Origin of the sequence: Schlesneria sp. (assembly GCF_036405755.1) — a bacterium.
Classification (GTDB): Bacteria; Planctomycetota; Planctomycetia; order Planctomycetales; family Planctomycetaceae; genus Schlesneria; species Schlesneria sphaerica.
This window is the reverse complement of record NZ_DASWWZ010000709.1, coordinates 1-1,516: the sequence shown is the minus strand read 5'-3', so window position 1 is coordinate 1,516 and position 1,516 is coordinate 1. Positions and strand designations below refer to the sequence as shown.

Genomic DNA, 1,516 nt, shown 5'->3' with positions numbered 1-1,516 from the left:
TTGCTGTCGATCTGGTCCTCGCGGAACCCGAGGTGGCGCAGCCGCTGTTCATGAATTTTGACGAGCGAGGGCGAATGTGGGTGATGCAGTATCTGCAGTATCCAGAGCCTGCGGGGCTGACTCTATTGAGTAAAGATCAGTGGTGGCGAGCGGTCTATGACAAGGTCCCCGATCCACCACCGCAGGGCGAGAAGGGCCTGGACAAGATCACGATCCATGAGGATACCGACGGTGACGGTGTTTACGATAAACATGTGACCTTCGTCGATGACCTGAATATCGCTACGGCCTTCGTACAGGGCCGCGGCGGACTCTGGGTGCTCAATCCTCCGTACCTTTTGTTCTACGCGGACAAGGACGGAGACGACGTGCCTGACGGTGATCCGGAAGTGCATCTCTCAGGGTTTGGCATTGAAGATACTCACTCAGTTGTCAGCAGCCTGCGCTGGGGACCGGACGGATGGCTGTATGGAGCCCAGGGGAGTACGGTCTCGGGGAGTGTTCGGATTGGCTTGCCGACGAAGGACGAGGGGAAGCGACCCGTTCCGACAGTGCATTCGCTGGGACAGAACATCTGGCGGTATCACCCCGTCACACGCACGTACGAAATCTTCTCGGAAGGGGGCGGAAACGCCTTCGGACTCGAAATTGATTCGGCAGGACGCATTTTCTCGGGACACAACGGCGGAAATACCCGTGGCTTCCACTATATGCAGGGGGCCTATCTGCAGAAGGGATTCTCGAAGCATGGCCCGCTGTCGAATCCTTATTCATTCGGGTACTTCCCGGCCATGGAGCATCACAATGTTCCCCGGTTCACTCATGAATTCATTATCTATGAAGGGAGTGGTGGCCCCTTTGGTCTGCCCGCACGTTATCAGGGTAAGCTGTTCGGTGCGGCTGCGATTCTCAACCATGTGGTGATGAGCGACGTCGAGCGAATCGGTTCGACGTTCAAGACCAAGGATATCGGCTACGCCATTGATTCTTCGGATACCTGGTTCCGCCCGGTCGACGTCAAAGATGGTCCCGACGGCGGGGTCTATGTGGCAGACTGGTACGATGGACAACTTGCCCATACCGCGAACTATCAGGGGGGACTGGATCGGGAGCATGGCCGGATCTACCGGATTCGATCCAAGTCGTCGCCGAAGCCGGGGCAACCGATTGCCGGGCTGCCGCAAAAGTCGATCGCCAATCTGACTTCGATGGAACTGGTGAAGCTCCTGGCCAGCCCGGATCGTTGGCATCGGGAGACGGCCCGCAGGCTGCTCGCCGACCGGCGTGATTCTGCGATCGTTCCTGCTGTGAAGAAGCAGTTGTTTGACGTGAAAGGGCAGTTGGCGCTGGAACTGTTGTGGGGACTGTATCTGTCGGGAGGGCTGGACGAAGCGACGGCGCTCAAGGCTCTGGATCACGCAGAGCCGCAAGTCCGCCTGTGGTCGATTCGATTGCTCGCCGATGACCGGCGACTCCCCTCGGATATTGCCGCTCGGGCAGCCAGTCTGGCTTTGAC

1 protein-coding gene is annotated in these 1,516 nt (G+C 58.4%); it reads left to right on the top strand.

Features of this window, described 5'->3' with window-relative positions; all coding sequences use genetic code 11:
- Positions 1-32: 32 nt before the first annotated feature.
- Positions 33-1,516 (top strand): PVC-type heme-binding CxxCH protein (locus VGE80_RS23360; protein ID WP_440594328.1); only part of this gene is annotated, 1,484 nt, incomplete at its 3' end.